Origin of the sequence: Pseudoxanthomonas sp. LH2527 (assembly GCF_022539275.1) — a bacterium.
Classification (GTDB): domain Bacteria; phylum Pseudomonadota; class Gammaproteobacteria; order Xanthomonadales; family Xanthomonadaceae; genus Pseudoxanthomonas_A.
The window spans coordinates 154,698-168,113 of record NZ_JAKZBW010000004.1; the positions used below are offsets into that span (position 1 = coordinate 154,698).

Genomic DNA, 13,416 nt, shown 5'->3' on the forward strand with positions numbered 1-13,416 from the left:
CCGCCGCCATGAGTCTGGCCCTGGTGAACAGCCGGGCACGGGCGGGCGTGTCCGCGCCCCCGGTGCGGGTGGAAGTGCATCTGTCCGGCGGCTTGCCGTCCACGCAAATCGTCGGCCTGCCCGAAGCCGCGGTGCGCGAGGCCCGCGACCGCGTGCGCGCCGCGATCCTGTGCGCACAGTTCGAATTCCCCACGCGCCGCATCACCGTCAATCTCGCGCCGGCGGATCTTCCCAAGGACGGCGGCCGCTTCGACCTGCCGATCGCGCTGGGCATCCTGGCCGCCAGCGGACAGATCCGTCGCGAGGCGTTGGCGGACTACGAGTTCCTCGGCGAACTGAGCCTCACCGGCGAACTCCGCGCGGTGGATGGCGTGCTGCCGGCTGCGTTGGCGGTCGCCGCCAGTGGCCGCACCCTCGTGGTGCCCGAACCCAGCGGGCCGGAAGCGGCCCTGGCGCGACAGGGCCACGCGTTCACCGGCCGCACGCTGCTGGAAGTCTGCGCGCTGCTGGAAGGCCGCAAGGTGCTGCCTTCGGCCGTCGCACCGCCCGCGCTGCCCTCGACCATTCCCGACATGGCCGACGTGCGCGGGCAGGCGCACGCGCGTCGTGCGCTGGAAGTGGCCGCCGCCGGTGGCCACCATCTTCTGTTGATCGGCTCACCGGGCTGCGGCAAGACGCTGCTGGCCTCGCGCCTGCCCGGCCTGCTGCCCGAGGCCAGCGATGCCGAAGCGATGGAAAGCGCGGCCATCGCCTCGGTCAGTGGACGTGGGCTGGACCCGGCGCGCTGGCGGCAGCGCCCATATCGCGCCCCGCACCACACCGCGAGCGCCGTTGCCCTCGTCGGCGGCGGTGCGCAGCCGCGTCCGGGCGAGATCTCGCTGGCGCACAACGGCGTGCTGTTCATGGATGAATTGCCGGAATGGTCGCGCGCCGCGCTGGAGGTGCTGCGCGAGCCGCTGGAATCCGGCACCGTCACCGTGTCCCGGGCCGCACGGACCGCCGAGTTCCCTGCACGCTTCCAGCTGGTCGCGGCCATGAATCCTTGTCCGTGTGGGTGGGCCGGAGACTCCAGCGGGCGCTGTCGCTGCGGGCCGGATCTGGTCCGCCGCTATCGAAGCCGACTGTCCGGCCCCTTGCTGGACCGCATCGACCTGCACGTCCATGTGCCCCGGCTGCCACCGCACGAACTGCGGCCGGACGCGCCGGACGGCGAATGCACGGCCGCCGTGCAGGCACGCGTGGTGGCAGCGCGCGCACGGCAGCTTGCACGCTGCGGACGCGCCAACGCGCGCATGGGCCAGGCCGAGACGATGGCGCACTGCCGCCTGTCGGCACGCGACCAGGCCCTGCTGGAGCGCGCCGTCGAACGCCTGCAGCTGTCCGCCCGCAGCCTGCACCGCATCCTGCGGGTGGCGCGCACCATCGCCGACCTCGCGGACCGTACGGAGATCGCGACGCCAGATCTCACCGAAGCGCTGTCGTACCGTGGCGTCGAGGCGATCCAGAACCCGTGAAGTCGGGGTCTCGCGTTACCCGCCGGGCAGTCTGCGCAGGTTATGGCGCATCACGGCGACGCGCCACATCCCGGGGGAGCGCACATCCGGGGACGCTGCAGATAGTCGCGCGCACCTTCCTTCGCCTGCTGCCGCTCGCGCACGGTGCCGCACACCGTCGTCGTGAGCTTGCTGCCCGTGCGCCGCTCCTGCCAGCACACCTCGCGATCCTCCTCCGCCAGCGGGTCCTGGGAGACCGCCACACGGATCTTCTCAAGCGCGTTCTTCAACTCCACCTGCTTCGAGGGATCCAGCTCCCCGACGTCGGCACGGCCTTCGATCAGCTTGAAGACGACGCGCTGCTGCGCCTCGACACTGCGCTTGCTGCGCGCGTCCAGCACCAGTTCGCCCCGCGCGAGATCATCCTGGATCTGCGTCTGTTGTTCGCGGATCTCCGCGATGGATTCCGCCCGCGCAATGGACGCGACGGCAAGCATCGCAAGGGCAAGGACAAAGAGGGATAGACGCATGAGAACACTCTCCCGGAAGCAAATGGATCCCGTCAGACCTGCTGCGCATGTACCACACGCGTCGTCCACCGGCGCGTTACCCGAACTGCGGGACGTCCGCGTGCAACGGGAAACCGGCAGCACACCGGGGCGGCTGCACCCGGGCTTCATCCCGTGCCCGGACCGCAGGGCGGTCGTGTGCCTCGGGCATGTGATATGACGCATCGATGCTCGCGTGACATTATCCTTGCCGCTGCCCTCCGTCCAGTGCCCTCGAGCCGGTTCCTCGGCCGTCGGCTTCTCCTGCCATGAGGTCTCTATGCGCACCACCGTTTCTGTCCTTGGCCTGTCCCTCGCCATCGCGGCCTCCTTGTCCGCACATGCCGCCCCCTCTGCCGCCGACCGCATCGCCGGCACCGAACTGATCGGGCGCGACGCGCTGTTCGGCAATCCCGAGCGCGCCAACGTGCAGGTCAGTCCGAACGGCAAATACCTGAGCTGGGTTGCCGCCGTCGATGGCGTGCTGAACGTCTGGGTCGCGCCGGCCGACAATCCCGCGCAGGCCAAGGCGGTCACCCAGGACAAGGCGCGCGGCATCCGCAGCTATTTCTGGTCCTACCAGCCCGACACGCTGCTGTACCTGCGCGACAGCGGTGGCGACGAGGACTTCCACCTGTATGCGGTCGACCTGAAGACCGGGCAGGCGAAGGACCTGACGCCGTTCCCGAAGACCACCGCCCAAGTCGTCGGCGTCAGCCCCAGGCAGCCCGGCACGATCCTGGTCGGCATGAACGACCGTGATGCGCAGTGGCACGACATCTACAAGGTGGACCTCGCCAGCGGTAGCCGCACGCTGCTGGAAAAGAACGAAGCGCAGATCGCCGGCTACATCGCCGATGCCGACTACGCCCTCAAGTACGCGACGCGCTCGCGCCCGGACGGCGGTGCCGACGTGCTGAAGCGCGATGCCAGCGGCGGCTGGGAGAAGTTCGACGACATCCCGTTCGAGGATGTGCTGACCACCAGCCCCGGCGGCCTGACGCTGGACGGCAAGACGCTCTACTTCACCGATTCGCGTGGCCGCAACACCGCCGCGCTGTTCGCGATCGAGGTGGCCAGCGGCCAGCGCACGCTGGTGCTGGAGGACGCGCGCGCCGATGTCGGCGGCACGCTGGCCGACCCGGCGACGGGCAAGGTGCAGGCGGTGTCGGTCGACTACCTGCGCGACGAGTGGAAGGTGGTCGATCCGTCCATCCGCGCCGACCTGGAGAAGCTGGAGGCGATCGGCCCCGGCGACGTGTCGGTCAATACGCGCACGCTGGACGACAAGACCTGGATCGTCGCGTACTCGGCGGCCGAAGCACCGCTGGTCTACTACCGTTACGACCGCCCCGCCGGCACGCTGACCAAGCTGTTCTCCGCGCGGCCGAAGCTGGACGGCAAGCCGCTGGTGCCGCAGTGGCCGGTGGAGATCGCCTCGCGCGACAACAAGACGCTGGTTAGCTACCTGACCCTGCCGCGCAGTGCCGATGCCGACAACGATGGCAAGGCCGATGCGCCGGTGCCGCTGGTGCTGCTGGTGCACGGCGGCCCGTGGGCGCGCGACTCCTACGGCTACGGCAGCTACAACCAGTGGCTGGCCAACCGCGGCTACGCGGTGCTGTCGGTCAACTTCCGCGGCTCCACCGGTTTCGGCAAGGAGTTCACCAACGCCGGCAACGGCGAGTGGGCCGGCAAGATGCACGACGACCTGATCGACGCGGTGCAGTGGGCGGTCAAGCAGGGCGTCACCACCGAGGACAAGGTGGCGATCATGGGCGGCAGCTACGGTGGTTACGCCACGCTGGCCGGCCTGACCTTCACCCCCGATACGTTCGCCTGCGGCGTGGACATCGTGGGACCGTCCAACCTCAACACCCTGCTCAGCACCGTGCCACCGTACTGGGCCAGCTTCTTCGAGCAGCTCGCCAAGCGCATGGGCGACCCGCGTACCGAGGCCGGCAAGAAGTGGCTGACCGAGCGTTCGCCGCTGACCCGCGCCGACCAGATCAAGAAGCCGCTGCTGATCGGCCAGGGCGCCAACGACCCGCGCGTGAAGCAGGACGAGAGCGACCAGATCGTCAAGGCGATGACGGCGAAGAAGATCCCGGTGACCTACGTGCTGTTCCCCGACGAAGGCCACGGCTTCGCGCGGCCGGAGAACAACAAGGCTTTCAACGCGGTGACCGAGGGCTTCCTCGCGCAATGCCTGGGTGGCCGTGCCGAGCCGATCGGCAAGGACTTCACCGGCTCCAGCATCAGTGTGCCGACGGGTGCCGACGGCGTTCCCGGTCTGGCCGAGGCGCTGAAGGGACATACGCAGGAAGTGAAAAAGTAGGCCATCCGCGACCCTGCGACAACGAAACGCCGGCGCAAGCCGGCGTTTCGTTTCCCGCATCCCGGTCCGCCACGCGCAACGTGCGGATCGGGACCGCCAGACTCAGTTCGAGCCCATCATCTTCGGCGTGTCCCGGCAGCTGGGCCCGCAACTCGGCCGCTCTTCCATCAGTTTTTCGGCCGCCTGCCGCGCCTCGCGCAATTCCGCGACCGTGCGGCAGATCCGTGTGGGCCGATGACTGCCGACCTGCTTGATCCGTTCGCAGACCAGGCGCTCGTCTTCGGCGCGGGTGATCGTGGCATTGATGGCTTCCAGCGTATTGATGGCCGCCAGCTTGTCATCCATCGACAACTCGTCCAGCGACTGCCTGCCCTTGGTCAGCGCGAGGAAACGGTCCTGCTGGACCACCAGCGCCTGCCGTTCGGTGGCGCCCATGTCCTTGAAGCGGCCCTGTCCGGCCTGCGCCTCTTGTCGCAGCTGCACCTGCTGGGCATGGATCTGCGGCAGTTCAGCCGTCGTGCGGGTGCTGGCCCATAACGAACCCGGCAGGCTCAGCGAAACGACGAGCATGATGCGAATCAACATGACGGCCTCCGTGGAGATCTAGCGACGGAAAAGGCATACACCGGGCGATCAGCTGCCGCGACAGCCCGCTCCGCACATCTTGCGCTCTTCCAGTGACTTCTCCGCCTCTTCGCGCTCCTTGCGGCGTTCGGCCACGGTCTTGCAGATGCGGGTCGGGCGATTGCTGCCCACCAGCTTCACGCGCTCGCAGACCAGGCGTTCGTCTTCGGCGCGGGTGATCGCGGACTTGATCCACTCCAGCGTGTTGATGGCCGTGGTCTGGTCGTCGCGCGCCAGGTCGCCGAGCGTGCTCTTGCCGTCGATCAGGGTGATCAGCTGGTTCTGCTTCTGGATCAGCGCCTGCCGTTCCGGCTCGCTGAGGTCCTTGAACGGACCCGTCTTGTCCATCGCCTGCTGGCGGTAGGACATCTGTTCCTTGCGGATTTCCCCGAGGTCCGAGGTCGTGTTGCCGTTGGCGGACGCGACGGCCGAGGCCCCCAGCATCCATGCCGTGAAGAGGATGACGCCTGCGCGCATACGGACTGCTCCCTGCCTGTCGTGGACGTAATGGAACTTACCCACGCCAGCCGCCCGTGTCGAGTACCGCCGGGCGGCGGATCCGCCGCCGCCCGGGAAACCGGCCTCAGGCCGCCTTTTCCTTCTCGTAGAACTGCTCTTCCTCGGTCGAGCCCTTCAGCGCGGTGACGCTGGAGCTGCCGCCCTGGATGACGGTGGTGACGTCGTCGAAGTAACCGGCGCCCACTTCCTGCTGGTGCGAGACGAAGGTGTAGCCCTTCTCGCGCGCGGCGAACTCGGCTTCCTGCACCTGTTCGACATAGTGCTTCATGCCTTCGCCGCGCGCGTAGTCGTGGGCGAACTTGAAGGTGTTGAACCAGTTGATGTGGATGCCGGCCAGGGTGATGAACTGGTACTTGTAGCCCAGCGCCGACAGCTCGTCCTGGAAACGGGCGATCTGCGCATCGTCCAGGTTCTTCTTCCAGTTGAAGCTGGGCGAGCAGTTGTACGACAGCAGCTTGCCCGGATGCTTGGCATGCACGGCCTGCGCGAACTCGCGGGCGAAGCCGATGTCCGGCGTGCCGGTCTCGCACCACACCAGATCGGCGTACGGCGCGTAGGCGATGCCGCGGCTGATCGCCTGTTCCAGGCCGTTCTTGACCCGGTAGAACCCTTCGGCAGTGCGCTGGCCGGTGACGAAGGGCTGGTCGTTGGCGTCGAAGTCGGAGGTCAGCAGATTGGCGGCTTCGGCATCGGTACGGGCCAGCACGATGGTCGGCACGCCCAGCACGTCGGCGGCCAGGCGCGCGGCCTGCAGCTTCTGCACCGCTTCCTGCGTGGGCACCAGCACCTTGCCGCCCATGTGGCCGCACTTCTTCACCGCTGCCAGCTGGTCCTCGAAGTGCACACCGGCGGCACCGGCGACGATCATGTTCTTCATCAGCTCGTAGGCGTTCAGCACGCCGCCGAAGCCGGCCTCGCCGTCGGCGACGATGGGCAGGAAGAAGTCGATGGCGTCGGCGTCGTTGGCCTTGCCGTCGCAGAGGTTCTTCCACTGGATCTCGTCGGCACGCTGGAAGGTGTTGTTGATGCGGCGGACCATCGTCGGCACCGAGTCGTAGGCGTACAGCGACTGGTCGGGGTACATGGTCTCGGAGGTGTTGCCGTCGGCGGCGACCTGCCAGCCGGACAGGTAGACCGCTTCCAGGCCGGCCTTGGCCTGCTGCATGGCCTGGCCGGCGCTGATCGCACCGAACGCATTGACGTAACCCTTCTTCGCCTCGCCGTTGACCAGCTTCCACAGCTTCTCGGCGCCGCGCCGGGCCAGGGTGTATTCCGGCTGCACGCTGCCGCGCAGGCGGACCACGTCGGCCGCGCTGTAGTCGCGCTTGATGCCGCTCCAGCGCGGGTTGTGGTCCCAGTCCTGCTGGACGGCGTCGATCTGCTGTTGTTTCGTGCTCATGGCGATGCTCCGTGATGTGGGGTTCGTTGGTCAGGTGCGGGAGGGACGTTGCGGAGCGGGGTGTTGCGAATCCCCATTCCCCATTCCCGGCTGTCAGTCGATGCGTTCGTACGCCGGCAGGGTCAGGAAGTCGGCCAGGTCGTCGGCGCGGCTCAGGGCATCGAGCAGGGCGATGGCTTCGGAGATGCGCTCGCCGCCGGGCAGCCGGCTGTGGTCGCCCAGCTTCGCGGGCAGCGCGGCCAGCGTGCGCTGCAGCAGGGCGTAGTCGATCTGGGTGCCGTCGCACAGGTGCACGTCGGCGGTGTGCAGCCACTGCCAGATCTGCGTGCGCGAGATCTCCGCCGTCGCCGCGTCTTCCATCAGCCAGTGGATCGGCACGCAGCCGTTGCCGTCCAGCCACGCGGCCAGGTAGCGCACGCAGACTTCCACGTTGCCCTCGAAGCCGGCGCGCGTGATGGTGCCGGTGGACGGACGGATCAGGTCGTCGCGGGTGACCGCCACATCCTCGCGCAGCACGCCGCGCTGGTTGGTCTGCGGCATGTGTTCGTCGAAGATCGCCTTCGCCACCGGAATCAGCGCCGGGTGCGCCACCCAGGTGCCGTCGTGGCCGGCGGTGACCTCGCGCAGCTTGTCGGCGCGCACGCGGGCCAGCGCCTGTTCGTTGGCGGCCTCGTCGTTGCTGATCGGGATCTGCGCGGCCATGCCGCCCATTGCATGCGCGCCGCGGCGGTGGCAGGTCTGGATCAGCAGTTCCGAATACGCCTTCAGGAACGGCTGCGTCATCGTCACCTGCCCGCGCTCCGGCAGCACCTTGTCGGCGTGGCGGCGGAAGGTCTTCAGGTAGGAAAAGATGTAGTCCCAGCGGCCGCAGTTCAGGCCGACGATGCGCTCGCGCAGCGCATGCAGAATCTCGTGCATCTCGAACACCGCCGGCAGCGTCTCGATCAGCACGGTGACCTTCATCTGCCCGTGCGGCAGGCCCAGCGCGGCCTCGATATGCGACAGCGCGGTTTCCCACAACGCCGCCTCTTCCATGCTCTGCAGCTTGGGCAGGTAGAAGTACGGGCCGCGGTCCTTCGCCTGCAGCGCGCGGGCGTTGTGCCAGGCGAACACGGCGACGTCGAACAGGCCGCCGGCGATCGGCGCGCCATCGATCAGCACATGCTTCTCGTCCAGGTGCCAGCCGCGCGGGCGCACCAGCAACACGGCCTGCTGGTCCTGCGGCTTCAGCGCGTAGTGCTTGCCGGCGTCCGAGGTGAACTGCAAGTCGCCCTGCACGGCGCCGATCAGCGCGCGCTGGCCGGTCAGCAGGTTCTGCCAGGTCGGCGAGGTGGAATCCTCGAAGTCGGCCATGAACACCTTCGCGCCGGAGTTCAGTGCATTGATGACCATCTTCGGGTCGACCGGACCGGTGATCTCGACGCGGCGGTCCTGCAACGCGGTCGGCACCGGTGCCACGGCCCAGTCGCCCTCACGGAGGGCGCGGGTGTCGGGGCGGAAGTCCGGCAGGCCGCCGGCATCGAAGAACGCCTGGCGCTCGCGGCGGGCCGCCAGCCGGGCCTGCCGCTCCGGTTCGATCGCACGGTGCAGCGAGACCAGCAGGGCCAGCACGCCCGGCGGCAGCAGCGCGTCCTGGCCTGCCAGGGTGGCGGTCAGGGCGATGCCGGGGGTGGGACGGTCGGCGCGGGACTCGCGCGGCAGGGCGAAAGCGGTGGCGGACATGGGGGTCTCCTGGCGTCTTGCTGGAGACGCACAGTGCTCCCGTGCGTAATTATTTGACAAAACAGTTTTGTCAATGCACTAAATAAGCTGTGCTTATAGTTGACTAGATCATGGGCTCTAAAGACGCGCCAACCCCCCGATTTCCCTACAAATCCGACCGCCTGAAGCCCCTGCGCGCCTTCTGCCAGACGGTGCGGCTGGGGTCGGTATCGCGGGCGGCGGAGGCGCTTTTCGTCAGCCAGCCGGCCATCACCCTGCAGTTGCAGGCGCTGGAGCGCGACCTGGGCGTCACCCTGTTCGAGCGCAGCGGCCGGCGCTTGGTGCCCAGCCGCGAGGGCCAGGTGCTGTTCGAGCTGGCGCAGCCGCTGGTCGCGGGGCTGGACGGGCTGGATGCATCCTTCCGCGAGAAGGTCAGCGGTCTGGAAGCCGGCGAGCTCAATGTGGCCGCCAACAGCTCGACCATCCTCTATCTGCTGCCGAAGATCGTGGAGCACTTCCGCCAGCAGCACCCCGAGGTGAAGCTGACCCTGCACAACGCCGCCAGCGCCGACGGCACCGACCTGCTGCGCTCGGACGCGGTGGACCTGGCGGTGGGCTCGGTGCTCGACGTGCCGGCCGACCTCAGCTACGCGCCGGTCTACCGTTTCGAGCCGATGCTGATCACGCCGCCTGACCATCCGTTGGCGAAGAAGCGCGACCTGCGCCTGGAAGACCTCTCGCCCTACGGCCTGATCCTGCCGCCGAAGCGGCTGGTCACCTACCGGCTGGTCGACCTGGTGTTCCAGCAGGCGCGCGTGCCGTACACGGTCGCGCTGGAGGTCGGCGGCTGGGAGGTGATCAAGCAGTACGTCAGCATGGGCATGGGCATCTCGGTGATCGCCTCGATCTGCCTGACCGAGGCCGACCGCGACCGGCTGGCCGCGCGTTCGCTGGCGCAGTGGTTCCCCTCGCGCAGCTACGGCGTGGTGGTGCGCAAGGGCAAGTTCCTGTCCCCGCAGGCGCGCGCCTTCATCGAACTGATCCAGCCCCACCTGTTCGAGCGCCGCGACTACGATGAGAGCGGACATTCCGAACGCTGACGTCCTGCCTGCATGAGCGGCCGCTATCGACAACAGGATCTCGTGCCCGGCCAGGCCCTGCTGTGCCGCTGGGACTATGTGCAAGGCGCGCAGGCGACGCCAGCGCTCGTGGTGCCGGATGCCTGCGTCGACCTGCTGTGGGATGGCGAACGCTTGAGCATCGCCGGGCCGGATACGCATGCGCAGTACGCGGACATCGCACCGGGTCGTCGCGTGCAGGGCCTGCGGTTCGCACCGGCCATCGCCGCGCGATGGCTGGGGATGCCGCTGCGCGCCCTCGCCGACCAGCGCGTGGCGCTGCGTGATCTCGGCATCCGCCGACACGCCACGCTGGTCGACCACATGGCGGAACGCGAGGCCGATGCGATGGGCTGGCTCGCCGAGCGGATCCTGGCTGACACGCCTTTGCACACGGACGCGATGCAGGCCGTGCAGGCACGGCTGGCGCGCGCGCAACCCGACACGGTGGCGCAGCTGGCCCGCGACCTGGGCATCACCGAACGCACGCTGCTGCGGCGCTGCGACGACGCCTTCGGCTACGGGCCGAAGCTGCTGGCGCGCATCCTGCGGCTGCAGCGCTTCCTGGCATTGCAGGACCGACATGCGACGCTGACGGACGCGGCGCTGGACGCCGGCTACTACGACGCTGCCCAGCTCGCCGGCGATGCACGACGCCTCACCGGCCTGACGCCGACGCAGCTGCTGGCGCAGGTCGCGCGCTGACGGTCCGATTACGCCAAGACAGGCCGCGCGGACTCGCGCAGACTGCCGGCCTCTTCCACGGATACCCGCCATGAGCAGCGCCGAACATCACCACCGCATCGACTATCTCGAATTCACCGTCGCCTCCATCACCGCCTCGAAGGCCTTCTACGGCGATGCGTTCGGCTGGACGTTCCAGGAGTACGGTCCCGACTACTGCGAGTTCCGCGACGGCCGCCTGACCGGCGGCTTCGCGCACGGCACGCCGCAGCCGGGTGGCGCCTTGGTCGTGCTGTATTCGACCGCGCTGGAAGACAGCCTGGCGCAGGTGGAAAAGGCTGGCGGGCATATCACCAAGCCGATCTTCGCCTTCCCCGGTGGTCGCCGCTTCCAGTTCACCGATCCCGACGGTTACGAACTGGCCGTCTGGTCGACGACCTGAGTCAGCGCGCGTCGTAGCGCGCCAGCAGGGCGCGATGGCCCGACCGCCACCGCGCCAGCTCGGCGCTGGAGTGGCCGTACGCCGTGTCGATGAAGGCCAGCGACAGCGATTCGGTCGCCTGCTTGACCTGTTCGCTGACCTCGCGCGAATCGAAGTAGCGATGGTCGGTGAACACGTTGTGGGTGCCGTGGCGATACACCGCCAGCACCTTGTGCGCCCCGCCGATCGCGTCGAACACCTTCAGGCGGTCGTCCACGCCGGAGCCAAAACCCGGGATGCGGATGATGTCGTCGGCCGTGGTGACGTGCAGCGTGGGAATGGTGATGCCGGCAAGGATGGGGCGGAAATCGTCGTCGCCGTAGAACGGCGGCGCCGAGATGACGATGGCGGCGCTGAAACGGGGATCGCGCAGCTCGATCGCCTTGCCTGCGCGCACGACGCGCGCACCGGCCGCCATCAGCGTGGTGTTGGCGCCGTAGGAGTGGCCCGCGGCGACGATGCGCGCGCGGTCGACCTGCGCGCCCCACGCGCCCGCCAGCACCGTGTCGAGGGCGAAGCGCTGGTCATGCACGCGCGCGACCGCTTCGGCTTCGCCGGCGGCCTGCTGGAAACGCGAGACCAGGCCGAACGGATTGCCCTGCCACAGCGCGCGGTCGCTGCCGACGTGCTGCACGTGGAGGCTGGCGATGCCGTGCCTGGCCCAGTAGTGGCCCAGGTAGGTGTAGCCGTCGCGCGCGCTGCCGATCCCGTGCGAGAACACCACCAGCGGCACCTTGCCGCGGCGCGCCGCGTCCGGCCAGAACAGCTTCACCGGGACCGCGCGGCCGCGCGCCGGATCCACCCAGTCCAGGTCCTGCACCTGGTAGCCGGCGCGCAGCTCGGTGCCGGCTTCGCGGTCGGCCGGCAGGTGCGACGAGGCCACCAGCATCGGCGCCAGCAGCAGGAACAACAGGACCACCACGCGGTGGCGACGGAGGAAAGCGGCAACGTTCATCGGCAACACATCCGGGACAGGGACAGCGCACGCGCCAACGGCGCCTGCGCACGACACGCGGGTTCGCCGCAGACCGCGGCGCGGGTTACTTCTTTTTCGGGCGACCGGCCTTGACCGGCGCCAGCGCGTCCAGCGCCTTCGCCAGTGCCTGCGGCGACAGCGCGGACAGGGCCTGCAGGCCGGCCCGCAGCAGTTCGCTCTTCTTCGCAGGCCGCTGCACCTGCAGCGCACGGCCTTTCAGCACGGCGACCAGGGCGAAGTCGTCGGCCGGCATGGTGAAACTGTCGCGCACCAGCTTGGCCGGGGCGGCGTCCGCCGCCTCGGCAGCACCGGTGTCGCGCGTCTTGCGGGACTTGGCCATGGCACACCCTTAAATCGTATAAACGATTTATACCTTTTCGTGCCGGCGCCGCCAAGCCCGCGGCGTGCCGACGAGCGGCAGGCGTTCAGGCGCGGCGGCGGGCGAAACCCGGCACCGCGCGGCCTAGACTGTCACTTTTCCGCCAGGGTGCACCGCCATGAGCCCGCGCACCGCCTCCCCACGCACCGGCGAACGGGCCGCCGCGCTTGCCGCCGCCGACGCCCGCGCACTGGCGTCGGCGCTGGCCCTCGCGCCGGCCGACCCGGCCGGCGTGCACGAGGCGCGCAAGAGCGTCCGCCGGCTGCGCTCGCTGCTGGCACTGGGCCGGCGCGCACTGGGCCGCGAGGCCGTCGATGCGGTCGACCGCGACCTGCGCGCGCTGGCCAAGGCGCTCTCGGCGCTGCGCGACGGGCAGGTGGTGCAGGACACGGCCCGGCAACTGGCGGACGAGGCCAGCGACGCCGACGAACGCAGCATCTGGGAAGCACTGCTGCCGCGGCTGGCCGAACGCCAGCAGCACCGCCTTGCCGAGGCGCTGCGTGACGATCCCGGCTTCGTCCGCCAGCAGGCACAGGCGCACCGTCAGGCCGAGCGGCTGCAGCAGCTGCCCTGGCACCGGCTGCGTCGCGACGACCTGCGCCAGGCACTGGCGCGCTCGCAGCGGCGGCAGGCACGCGCCCAGGCGGTGGCCATCGCCTCCGGCCGCGTCGACGACCTGCACGACTGGCGTCGCCGCTCGCGCCGGTTGCGCATGCAGCTGACCGCGCTGCGCAAGCTGCGCGTCCGTCCGCCGGCGGACGGCCCACCCGCGCCGGGCCTGCGGCAGGTGAGCCGGCTGGTCGACCAGTTGGGCGTGCTGCAGGACCTGGCGCTGCTGGCACAGGCGCTGGAGGACCTGGAGACCGCCCGGCCGCGGACCCGGCCCGCCGCGGCCGGGCGTTCCCGGACCCCGTCGCCCATCCAACCGCTCGCCTAGCACGGCGCCGGTCACCGGCCACCCGCGTCAAGAACGCCACCCCGGGGCCGATAGTGACCCATACGGTCTTTCCGCACCGCACACGGGGCTTGTCGGTCCCCGCGGAAGGCCGTGGATCCGGTGTTCCGGCATACGGCCGGTTTGGCACGAAGCCTGCTTCCCCAGGAAACCGGCCGGGCCGACCGCCCACCTTTCACGCAGGATCAAGGCCCACAGGTG

General features: G+C 69.2%; 13 protein-coding genes. 6 read left to right on the forward strand and 7 right to left on the reverse strand.

The window, feature by feature from the left end; genetic code table 11:
- Window positions 1-8: 8 nt before the first annotated feature.
- Window positions 9-1,514: a YifB family Mg chelatase-like AAA ATPase gene (locus tag MMG85_RS04240; RefSeq protein ID WP_241044883.1), complete on the forward strand. Its 1,506-nt coding sequence runs from the start codon at window positions 9-11 to the stop codon at window positions 1,512-1,514.
- 50 nt (window positions 1,515-1,564) lie between these two features.
- Here MMG85_RS04240 and MMG85_RS04245 read toward each other — a convergent pair whose 3' ends face one another.
- Window positions 1,565-2,023 carry a hypothetical protein gene (locus MMG85_RS04245; RefSeq protein ID WP_241044884.1) on the reverse strand — a complete coding sequence of 153 codons (459 nt, stop codon included), beginning with the start codon at window positions 2,021-2,023 and terminating at the stop codon, window positions 1,565-1,567.
- A gap of 298 nt (window positions 2,024-2,321) precedes the next feature.
- Here MMG85_RS04245 and MMG85_RS04250 point away from each other — a divergent pair, with 298 nt between their 5' ends.
- Complete coding sequence (locus tag MMG85_RS04250; RefSeq protein ID WP_241044885.1) at window positions 2,322-4,379, forward strand: S9 family peptidase; 2,058 nt, start codon at window positions 2,322-2,324, stop codon at window positions 4,377-4,379.
- A 102-nt stretch (window positions 4,380-4,481) separates the two neighbouring features.
- On the opposite strand, the gene MMG85_RS04255 is transcribed toward MMG85_RS04250, so the two are convergent.
- The 4 genes from MMG85_RS04255 to aceB all read right to left on the reverse strand — a co-directional run bounded on the left by MMG85_RS04255 (window position 4,482) and on the right by aceB (window position 8,643).
- On the reverse strand, window positions 4,482-4,964 hold the full coding sequence (locus MMG85_RS04255; RefSeq protein ID WP_241044886.1) for a hypothetical protein: 483 nt from the start codon (window positions 4,962-4,964) through the stop codon (window positions 4,482-4,484).
- A 48-nt stretch (window positions 4,965-5,012) separates the two neighbouring features.
- Window positions 5,013-5,480 carry a hypothetical protein gene (locus MMG85_RS04260; protein ID WP_241044887.1) on the reverse strand — a complete coding sequence of 156 codons (468 nt, stop codon included), beginning with the start codon at window positions 5,478-5,480 and terminating at the stop codon, window positions 5,013-5,015.
- A gap of 106 nt (window positions 5,481-5,586) precedes the next feature.
- Entirely contained in the window at window positions 5,587-6,921 is a 1,335-nt protein-coding gene (gene aceA, locus MMG85_RS04265; RefSeq protein WP_241044888.1) for an isocitrate lyase, read from the reverse strand.
- A 93-nt stretch (window positions 6,922-7,014) separates the two neighbouring features.
- Entirely contained in the window at window positions 7,015-8,643 is a 1,629-nt protein-coding gene (gene aceB / locus MMG85_RS04270) for a malate synthase A (protein ID WP_241044889.1), read from the reverse strand.
- A 110-nt stretch (window positions 8,644-8,753) separates the two neighbouring features.
- On the opposite strand from aceB, the gene MMG85_RS04275 reads away from it, so the two are divergent.
- The 3 genes from MMG85_RS04275 to MMG85_RS04285 all read left to right on the forward strand — a co-directional run bounded on the left by MMG85_RS04275 (window position 8,754) and on the right by MMG85_RS04285 (window position 10,866).
- On the forward strand, window positions 8,754-9,722 hold the full coding sequence (locus tag MMG85_RS04275; RefSeq protein ID WP_055937819.1) for a LysR family transcriptional regulator: 969 nt from the start codon (window positions 8,754-8,756) through the stop codon (window positions 9,720-9,722).
- Between the two features lie 12 nt (window positions 9,723-9,734).
- The gene (locus tag MMG85_RS04280; protein WP_241044890.1) at window positions 9,735-10,445 is read left to right on the forward strand and encodes a helix-turn-helix domain-containing protein; all 711 of its coding nucleotides are present in this window, start codon (window positions 9,735-9,737) and stop codon (window positions 10,443-10,445) included.
- A gap of 70 nt (window positions 10,446-10,515) precedes the next feature.
- Window positions 10,516-10,866, forward strand: a complete 351-nt coding sequence (locus MMG85_RS04285) for a VOC family protein (RefSeq protein WP_241044891.1) — start codon at window positions 10,516-10,518, stop codon at window positions 10,864-10,866.
- Between the two features lies 1 nt (window position 10,867).
- Here the strand turns inward: MMG85_RS04285 and MMG85_RS04290 are convergent, their stop codons facing one another.
- Both MMG85_RS04290 and MMG85_RS04295 read right to left on the reverse strand, forming a co-directional pair.
- Window positions 10,868-11,860, reverse strand: coding sequence for a hypothetical protein (locus tag MMG85_RS04290; RefSeq protein WP_241044892.1), 993 nt, complete (start codon window positions 11,858-11,860; stop codon window positions 10,868-10,870).
- Between the two features lie 85 nt (window positions 11,861-11,945).
- Window positions 11,946-12,221 carry a hypothetical protein gene (locus MMG85_RS04295; RefSeq protein WP_241044893.1) on the reverse strand — a complete coding sequence of 92 codons (276 nt, stop codon included), beginning with the start codon at window positions 12,219-12,221 and terminating at the stop codon, window positions 11,946-11,948.
- 157 nt (window positions 12,222-12,378) lie between these two features.
- Between MMG85_RS04295 and MMG85_RS04300 the strand changes: the two genes are divergently transcribed.
- The gene (locus MMG85_RS04300; RefSeq protein WP_241044894.1) at window positions 12,379-13,197 is read left to right on the forward strand and encodes a CHAD domain-containing protein; all 819 of its coding nucleotides are present in this window, start codon (window positions 12,379-12,381) and stop codon (window positions 13,195-13,197) included.
- Window positions 13,198-13,416: the final 219 nt, after the last annotated feature.

What these genes read in the sequence shown, in the direction of transcription:
- MMG85_RS04260 (WP_241044887.1), bottom strand. Translation starts at nt 5,480, where the DNA reads ATGCGCGCAGGCGTCATCCTCTTCACGGCATGGATGCTGGGGGCCTCG.
- MMG85_RS04250 (WP_241044885.1), top strand. Translation starts at nt 2,322, where the DNA reads ATGCGCACCACCGTTTCTGTCCTTGGCCTGTCCCTCGCCATCGCGGCC.
- MMG85_RS04295 (WP_241044893.1), bottom strand. Translation starts at nt 12,221, where the DNA reads ATGGCCAAGTCCCGCAAGACGCGCGACACCGGTGCTGCCGAGGCGGCG.
- MMG85_RS04240 (WP_241044883.1), top strand. Translation starts at nt 9, where the DNA reads ATGAGTCTGGCCCTGGTGAACAGCCGGGCACGGGCGGGCGTGTCCGCG.
- MMG85_RS04280 (WP_241044890.1), top strand. Translation starts at nt 9,735, where the DNA reads ATGAGCGGCCGCTATCGACAACAGGATCTCGTGCCCGGCCAGGCCCTG.
- MMG85_RS04255 (WP_241044886.1), bottom strand. Translation starts at nt 4,964, where the DNA reads ATGTTGATTCGCATCATGCTCGTCGTTTCGCTGAGCCTGCCGGGTTCG.
- MMG85_RS04285 (WP_241044891.1), top strand. Translation starts at nt 10,516, where the DNA reads ATGAGCAGCGCCGAACATCACCACCGCATCGACTATCTCGAATTCACC.
- MMG85_RS04290 (WP_241044892.1), bottom strand. Translation starts at nt 11,860, where the DNA reads ATGAACGTTGCCGCTTTCCTCCGTCGCCACCGCGTGGTGGTCCTGTTG.
- MMG85_RS04275 (WP_055937819.1), top strand. Translation starts at nt 8,754, where the DNA reads ATGGGCTCTAAAGACGCGCCAACCCCCCGATTTCCCTACAAATCCGAC.
- aceB (WP_241044889.1), bottom strand. Translation starts at nt 8,643, where the DNA reads ATGTCCGCCACCGCTTTCGCCCTGCCGCGCGAGTCCCGCGCCGACCGT.
- aceA (WP_241044888.1), bottom strand. Translation starts at nt 6,921, where the DNA reads ATGAGCACGAAACAACAGCAGATCGACGCCGTCCAGCAGGACTGGGAC.
- MMG85_RS04300 (WP_241044894.1), top strand. Translation starts at nt 12,379, where the DNA reads ATGAGCCCGCGCACCGCCTCCCCACGCACCGGCGAACGGGCCGCCGCG.
- MMG85_RS04245 (WP_241044884.1), bottom strand. Translation starts at nt 2,023, where the DNA reads ATGCGTCTATCCCTCTTTGTCCTTGCCCTTGCGATGCTTGCCGTCGCG.